The sequence below is a fragment of the Bradyrhizobium retamae genome (genome assembly GCF_001440415.1).
Lineage (GTDB): Bacteria > Pseudomonadota > Alphaproteobacteria > Rhizobiales > Xanthobacteraceae > Bradyrhizobium > Bradyrhizobium retamae.
Window position 1 is genome coordinate 1 of record NZ_LLYA01000019.1, and the last position, 7,783, is coordinate 7,783.

General features: G+C 56.3%; 7 protein-coding genes and 1 pseudogene. 4 read left to right on the forward strand and 4 right to left on the reverse strand.

Annotation, left to right across the window (positions count from 1 at the left end; all coding sequences use genetic code 11):
* The 4 genes from CQ13_RS05000 to CQ13_RS05020 form a co-directional block, all read right to left on the reverse strand.
* Nucleotides 1-642 (reverse strand): IS701 family transposase (locus CQ13_RS05000; protein WP_156433507.1); only part of this gene is annotated, 642 nt, incomplete at its 3' end.
* Between the two features lie 433 nt (nucleotides 643-1,075).
* A complete protein-coding gene (locus CQ13_RS05005; RefSeq protein WP_057841908.1) occupies nucleotides 1,076-3,202 on the reverse strand; it encodes a DNA/RNA non-specific endonuclease in 2,127 nt (708 codons plus the stop codon).
* Nucleotides 3,203-3,280: 78 nt separating this feature from the next.
* On the reverse strand, nucleotides 3,281-4,369 hold the full coding sequence (locus CQ13_RS05010) for an endonuclease/exonuclease/phosphatase family protein (RefSeq protein WP_057841909.1): 1,089 nt from the start codon (nucleotides 4,367-4,369) through the stop codon (nucleotides 3,281-3,283).
* A 642-nt stretch (nucleotides 4,370-5,011) separates the two neighbouring features.
* Nucleotides 5,012-5,329 carry a DUF6894 family protein gene (locus CQ13_RS05020; RefSeq protein ID WP_057841911.1) on the reverse strand — a complete coding sequence of 106 codons (318 nt, stop codon included), beginning with the start codon at nucleotides 5,327-5,329 and terminating at the stop codon, nucleotides 5,012-5,014.
* A gap of 753 nt (nucleotides 5,330-6,082) precedes the next feature.
* Here CQ13_RS05020 and CQ13_RS40510 point away from each other — a divergent pair.
* The 4 genes and pseudogenes from CQ13_RS40510 to CQ13_RS05030 form a co-directional block, all read left to right on the forward strand.
* Nucleotides 6,083-6,290 (forward strand): annotated as a pseudogene (locus CQ13_RS40510) (Fic family protein); the annotation flags it as partial.
* A gap of 108 nt (nucleotides 6,291-6,398) precedes the next feature.
* The gene (locus tag CQ13_RS40515) at nucleotides 6,399-6,866 is read left to right on the forward strand and encodes a hypothetical protein (RefSeq protein ID WP_082637323.1); all 468 of its coding nucleotides are present in this window, start codon (nucleotides 6,399-6,401) and stop codon (nucleotides 6,864-6,866) included.
* Nucleotides 6,845-7,018 carry a hypothetical protein gene (locus tag CQ13_RS42520; RefSeq protein ID WP_156433508.1) on the forward strand — a complete coding sequence of 58 codons (174 nt, stop codon included), beginning with the start codon at nucleotides 6,845-6,847 and terminating at the stop codon, nucleotides 7,016-7,018. Before CQ13_RS40515 ends, CQ13_RS42520 begins: the two co-directional genes overlap by 22 nt.
* A 284-nt stretch (nucleotides 7,019-7,302) precedes the next feature.
* Nucleotides 7,303-7,783: transposase (locus tag CQ13_RS05030; RefSeq protein WP_197427245.1), on the forward strand; the 481-nt coding region annotated here is incomplete at its 3' end.

Below are 7,783 nucleotides of genomic sequence, written 5' to 3' on the forward strand. Positions count from 1 at the left end.
AGCGGTGTCGGTGCCATAGCCGGCGTCCATCAGTACCACGCCGCGCGGCAAGCCCACCGCACAGGCCCAACGCAAATGATCAAGTGCAATCGCCGGCTTGGTCTTGAAGGTGATTTCCTTGGGGACTCCAGCTTTGTGCCGGCGTGCGCGATCCGTCACCCACTCCCTTGGTAGATAGAGCCGGTAGGCCACCGGCAAGCTCGCATGATGGTTCGCAAGCGAAAGCGTCACGGCAACCTGACAATTGTCTTGCTTGCCCAACTGACCGCAATATTGCCGCGCAACCCCGACCGAATGCCGCCCCTTCTTAGGAAAGCCCGTATCATCGATGATCCAAGCTTCGATCTCTCCGTGGCGTTCGATGCCCGGCAGCACTAACTCACGGATCTTGGCCAACACTTGCTGATCCGACCAGTCGCCTTGACCGACAAAATGCAACAACGCCTGATGCTGCGCTGCTGTCCGCTCAGGAGCCGTCATCGCCGCCATCGGCTCGACACTCTTGCGATCGCACGGCATCATCAGCCCAGTGCAGTAATCGCGAAGCGGTTTGGCCCGTCCCGCATGTCCGATCACGCTTGCAAGACCCTCAATATATGCCGAAAACCGCGACGCTACGTCTCCCGATTTTGTCAGACCCATCTCAGCCTCCCCATGCTGAAAAGTGAGTCTTCTCAAATATATGATTCCTGTCGACAAAGACCGCGACACTCTGACTCAGTAAGACTAGTGAATGTTTGAACGAGAGTATCGGCGATATCCGACATTTTAGGTCCCATTCATGATCGGGCGATCTCGACTTGTGGCGGTGCGCCTTTCTTCGCGCCATCAAAGAAGACCAAAACTTGCAGGCCAGCGGGATTCGCTTTCACCGGCCCACCAGTAGAACGAAGATTGACCAGCTTCGTTCCCAGAAGGTCCTGCCAGCACCCAAAAGACCAGCGTCGTACACGCATAGTTCGCGAACTCCCTGCCCTGATCCTTGCGATAGCTCAAGCAACGGGGCATGCCACTCGATCACACGTCTGTCATTCCAAGCACCGCGGCCATCGAGCATGAGCCTCCATTCCCGCAGTTATTTCTTCCCCATCCAGACATCTTCGAATGACGAGAGGGGCATAAGCTCCTCCTCCTGCACGAACCGGTCATTCATGACGTCGGCCGCTTTCAACGTCGCACTAAACCGGACAACAGTGCGTCTTTCGATTTCCGCCAATGTCGCTTGCTCGTCTTCGAAGCCTTCTGGCGAGAATTCCTCAAAAGGTGAATCGTCAGCTAGCTCCTGCTTTTGCGATGTGACGAAGCCGAACGCCCTGATGCTGCCGCTCCTGGTCGGTGCAACGACGACCTTCCAATAGGATAGCGGCACATAAACGTTGCCTGCCTCCTCGTCTTCAAGTTTCAGATCCCGCATCGTGAAAATTGGACCAGCAAAGATCGACAGGCGTGCCAGCGTCCTATCGGAGGATGCGTGCCTGCTAATGTGATTTTCGAGCCGCCCCCACAAGCCGTGGAAACCAAACTTATCGCGATTAAATGCTTCGTGCTGGGGCGTGCAGTTCGTCAGGTGAAACGTGTCTGAATTCGCGTACTCAATCTCTGTCTTTGAAGCACCCCAACAGTTATCATCTCGCCTCACGAGATGGCCAAAATCGAGCCTCTTCCACCGATCATAGAAGCCTTTCGGCAGCTGGTACTTTTCGTCCATGCGGCTATCGGTTATCCACTCGTCCTTTCCAAAGGTTTCGCGGCCCTTAATCTTCCTCTGGCCTTTGCTGTAATCGGTATTGCAGGCCGAAAGCACCGGCATTCTCCGTTGTGCATGCATCATGCACGAGTAGTGATGGTAGTGAAGCACCTTGCCGGCGCGGCCCCGCAAGGGAGCAATCAGCTTCGGGTCTTCGCTCTCTATGGTCGGGAATTCCGCAATACGGTCGCGGCCGAGGAAGTTTTCGTCGTAGCCTTGTCGATCGCTATAGTCGGTGTCGAAGTTAAGCTTCTCCAGCAACAACTCGTCAGGCTCAGCACTTGCGACAATGGCCGGAGCAGCCAATGGCTTTACTTCCGGGATCAACGAGCGGATAGAAGGAGGATTCGAAAGGCTTTCAACCTTGAGCGAGACGTTTAGTGGCAAGACGAGTGAGAATCCCTCACTCGGCAGGCTTGCTGGAATGAGCTGCGGAGCGAAAGTAGGCCGTGCTGACGGCTCCACGTCGATTTCGAGTTCGGCTGCAGTTGGCTTGATCGTTCCTTGGATAGCCGCCTCAAGCACCGGCAGGAGATCATGACGAGCAGCCTGTTTCCTGATGTCAGCTACGAGCCGGCTGGTCCTGACGCCTTCGTTTGCTATCCATTTGATCTCGTGCTCCAGCGGCTTATGGTCGGTAATGGGCTGGCCGTCGTGGCCGATGTAGCGACCTTGGCTATCTTTCAGCGGCTTTCCCGAGTGGTGTAGGGCAACGACATCCCAAAGATCGTTGAACACTGGCGAGCCTGACGAGCCTCGGAAGGTATCGCTCTGGTAGGTGAGAAAGTCTTCAGTGTCATCGAAGGGCAATAGTTTATTTTCACGAATGGCTATCTGCTTGCTCTGGCCTCCGGGATGCTGAACGATGGAAAGAAACTGGCCGTAGTCCGCCTTGCCGAGTTGAGGATTCAGGCGAAGCCATCCGAAACTCGCCAGCTCTTCCGTCCCTTGCTTTGAAAGAGGATCGACCGCCACGACGCAGTAATCGAGATCCTTGTTGTTGAAGAAGAACTTGTCAGGAGCGAAGGAAAACCAGGTGGGGATTCGGTCATTTCCAAGGGGGTCCGACTCGTATGCGAACTGGACACGCGAGCGGCCTGCTACTTCCGGCATCTTAAAAACATGCCAATTAGTTAGCAGGAGTGTGGGGGCGATCATGAAGCCAGTAGCAGACCCTCCGCGATCACCCGGCGACGGTGGTATTTTGATGCAACCAACAGAACGGGCCGCACGAATGCCTGCCCAGAAGTAGTGTAGGCTCAATAGGTCATTCGTTCCCATCGCGCGCTCTAGGGCAGCGATGTCATCGGGCGTCCGGTTTTCATTGATGTACCGAGTGACGCGATCCGCCCGATCCTTCGGAAGATCAGGCTTTGCCGCAGGTGCCTTGAGTTCATCGCGCTTCGAGTCGACTCGCGCGGTCGTCGTGGCGACTACTTCAGTATCAATCTGCATACGTTCCCCGTAAAATTAGATCTTTAGAAACAACACAAACCGGCCCGTGGCTCGGCTTCAAACGGCACTTCGCGTCAATCATGGAAACTTAAGGTTCAGTTGAATCTGGCAATGATCACTGGGCCAACGGGAACGCGGCGTTTCCTCTTCAATGTCTTTGCCGTATCGCCATTTCCAGTATGATCCCGCGTCCGAAAGGGCAGCGGCCTTCTCATTCAAGACAAAGAAATCTATCGAAAAGCGTTGGCTGGCGGGCTCGGTAGGCCAGCACTTGAACTCCTTGTTCTTAGGGATATGGGTAAGTTTCACGTCATCGTCAGGGCTCGACGTGGACGCGCCAGACATCACATCCCACATATCAGTCGTCTTTATCTCAGGGCTTTCGCGGTCGAACCTGCGATTGAAGTCTCCGGCAACGATAACCGGCCCACCGCCCTGATGCGCTGCCCTTATCCAGGATTTAAGCGGTTGCAGCTGACGAAAGAGCGCTGGACAGTGGTCGTTATCTGAAGGTTCTTCGATGGGATCTTCGTTGCAGCGAGACTTCATGTGCACGACGAGTAGCCGCAAAAGAGCGCCATTTTTGTTCAAGGTAATGTCGAGCCCCCACCGGGTCTGGTGGTCAGTTGCCGGGTCTTTTGGCCCAAGATCCACGACGTCCCTCGTATCTGCGAGTGAAACGCCAGAAGATCGCTTGATTGCTAAAGCAACATACTGCCTGGCAGGATTGGTGAGTTCGCCCGGCAGAGTACTCACGGCTGAGGTCGGGTCGGTTACGCACTGCGGCTTGATATCCGAAAGCTGGTTGAAAGGATAATTGGGCGCCAGGCCACGCTGGTCCGCAACGGTCTGCCCGGAAATGCAGAGAATGTACTGGGATGGCGGGAAAACGCGCGCGAGCGCGCGAAGGCTCGCGATCTCCTGCATGGCGTAGACGTGGCCGTCGCTGCATTCACGATAGAGCCGCAAGTCCTTGAATTCATCTTCCGAACGGAGCGGACGATCATAGACCCTCACTGCCGTCGCTAATTCGGCGATATTCCACGAAATGAGCTTGATCTCACTCGGCTTCGGATCAGGCCCTTTTGCACCGCAATTGATGTCTTGCGCGAGGGAGGAAGCCGACAAGCCAAGAAGCCACAAAGCAATAAGCGCGATCATCTTCATGGAAGAGCCCCTCGAATCCAAAATCGCATTTTAAGGATACAACTATGACGAGAAGATTACAAGTTTCGCTACAGATGCTTTAACGCTGGTTCAGCGTCTACCGGACCAATCTGCGCTTGGCGACTGCATACTCAGCCAGTGCACAACATCGCTGTCAGAATGCGCGGCGACGGGATCGATCTATCTTGCCTCCTGAGCGGTGACGTGGACCGACGGTACAGGATATGCCGTGTCCCCGCTTGACGGCGTCAACGGAGTCCGCCGCAATCCGCTTGCGCGCATCGGCACCTCTAAAAATCATTACGGTGTCCCCCGACCCGTTACCACTATAAATTGTTCAACCCAACCAGGTTAAGCAAAATTCTTACTCCTTGATACAGGCCGCACACCGGAGTAGTGAGCCAGAAAAAGAGTGGATCGATGCCATTAACCTGTGGCGAATAGGCATTCGAGCAGAAGCGTGACGAATGTCTGCTCGACGAAGGATTCGTCCTTGTCCGTGAAATCCAGCTTTGCAAGCGCCTGAAGCGTTTGTTGATTGATGTCTGCTGTAGGTCTTGGTTGTGTGAAAACGCCTGATGACCCGCGATTTCGGCTGTCAATCGGCGTCGAAAATTGCATTTCGATCCCAACCGATGGCTTTCACGTCGCGCACGGTTTCATTACAAAGCTAAAGCTCGCCTCCAAAATAGGGCCATGATCATCGCGAACTTCAACTGATATGCGGTGCTGCGGCCTGCCTCTGACCCATTCGCGGGCCATCTCCGAGAGTGCAGTGGTCGCCTCTTCCCGAGCAGAATCGATGTTCGGCAGCTCCGCACCTTCATCATCGCGGATGAAGTGGCTGCCGTCGCGGATATCAAAATAGTACCTCTTCATCGGCGATTCACGAGTCGTGCCGTCGAACAGATCTTGCAGCTCCAGATCGATCTTGCTGCCGCATTTGAGGTGCTGCTGCATGGCCCACCGCCTCAAATCGAAACAGCCAGCGGCGGTCTCGTTCCCGGCGTGCCTTGAAGCGGTCCAGGCACTTCTTGGAGCACAGCGTCGCCCGCCATGAGTAGTATCTGATCATGCCAAACTTTCCGTCACAGACGGCGCAGCTTGTCGCTGCTGGGCGATACTCAAAGCGTTCGTGGCAATCGCGCATCTTCATCTTCTTTGGGCCCCACCCGGGTACTGGAACTCCGGAGTCGCTGACTCACTGTGCGTGCACAGGTGGAGTTCCGCTGCAAGATCATCGTGATCCGCCAATCTTGCGGAAGCTAAGGATGGGGCGCGAAGAGCTTGACTCTCACTGGCAGCATCCAGCTCGGCATCCAACATAAAGTTGTTGCTGCGTGCGCTCATTCGGCTTGAGCCTACATCCGGGAGACCGACCGAGCCCTTCGATCGGGCACCGCCCACAAACGAAAACTTACCTCGTCATGAAGAAGAAAAAGTAGCCAATTTCTCCTGGGCACCGCATATATCAGGCGAAATTCTCATATTTCGCGCTGAAGTTCATCGAAGAAACCGACTACATCGATACCCAAGCGGTACTGCAGATACGCAATCGCCACTGGTGAATACCAATTTCGGAGTGATTAATATCGGACTGGAATGAATGCGCGTGCGGCCGACCGCGGGCAAAGCGACAGCGATGCTGCCTCGGCTGCGACCGACCAAACGGTCGCTTTTGACATTATTCGGCGGAGGAAGACGACGCCTACCGAAGCTGGTTTCGTCGGCGACCACGACCGCGAGACGCAAAGACCGATCCCGGATCATATCAGCGCGCCACGAAGATATCGCCTCCCTGGTCCGCGGACCAATCGCGTTCGATCATGCGGCGGAAAATGAGCTTGATCCAGTCGTCGCCGCCGCCGTGCTGGCCTTCGGTTTCGTCTTTATCCACCGCTTTGAGGACGGCAATGACCGCCGTGAACAGCTCTGCCTTGTTCGGCGTCAGGTTCAGGATGCGGACGCCAAGCGCGATATTGTAGAGAACGTCTACCTTGGCGAGGTTGTGGTATAGAATCCCCCGCAGATGCTCACGAACCTTGCGTGCGACCAGGTTCGGCTCCTTGCGAATTTCGGCGAGCGTGAATTTCTCCTTGGCGAGCTCATCATCGCCATCGATCAGCCGTTGCATCGCTTCCGCGTCACCAGCCACCGCGTTCAAAAGCGTATCTCCGAGGTAGGCCTCCAGCGCTGTTACTTGGTGCGAGAACATCAAACGGTTGATGAGGTGACGGCCATCTTCCTTGCCGTGGTCCGCAAGGAGGTCGCTGGTCTGACGATTGGAGTCCATGAAGATCGTGAACGGATTTGGCGGAACATCATAGCCAAGCCACTCGTCGGGCTTAGGCGGCTCATGTTTGAGGCCGTAATCGAAATCCTCGACGACCTCGTGTCCGCCCACTTGAATATCGCTATGTTCTCGATGCCGACTGGATATTCCCAGAGACCCCAGGTCAGCTGGCCTAGCTGCGGATGCTGCAAAACAGCTTCATAGTGGATTTCGGGCCCCATCTGCCGTTCATCATCGCCGACCGCATCCCAGTCGAGCTCATCGCTCTCGATGTCGTGGACGACGCCAGTATCCTTGTGCCGGATGCGCGCGGTGCCGTTGCAATAGACTTCCATGAATCCCCCGATGCTCGGTGACGCTCGGCGCCACACGGCCCAACCCAGTGCCCGACGTTCGGCGACGTAAGGGACCAAGCGTGACGCGCTTGATCTGCCGCCGGTAAGACTCAGTCCCCCTCGACATTCGCAGGACGACGGCCGGACGGCGTTGCAAGCATCGGACTCGAGCGACACGTCCCCAATTGGAAGCGCTGAGCGGCATCGACGAGCTGCAATGCGCTCACCCGTCCAAACCGAATTTCTAGGAGCCTGTCTGAGTAGTGACTGGTCAAGAGGGAGCGAGTCTGATTCCTTGCGCAGCCATGAGCAAGGAATTTCGCCCCTGGAAGATCGACGAGGCCCAGCTTCTGCCGCCGAGCGTGCAGGATTATGTGCCGAGGGACCACGTTTCGCGGCTGATCGTGTCGCTGGTCAGGGAAAGCCTTGATCTATCGGCGATCATAGGCAGCTACCGAAGCGGGCTGGGGCAGCCGCCGTTCGATCCTCGGATGCTGACGGCGCTGCTTCTGCACGGCTACGCGAGCGGTATCTACTCGTCGCGGCGGATCGCCAGGGCGGCGGTGGAGCGGGCGGATTTCATGATGATCGTGGCGGGCGATGCGCCGGACTTCCGCACGATCTCAGAGTTCCGGCGGCGGCACCTGAAGGCGCTGGCCGACCTGTTCGCGCAGGTGTTGAAGCTGGCCGAGAAGGCCGGGTTGGTGAAGCTCGGGCACGTGGCGCTCGATGGCACCAAGATCAAGGCGAACGCGTCCAAGCACAAGGCGATGAGCTATGATCGGA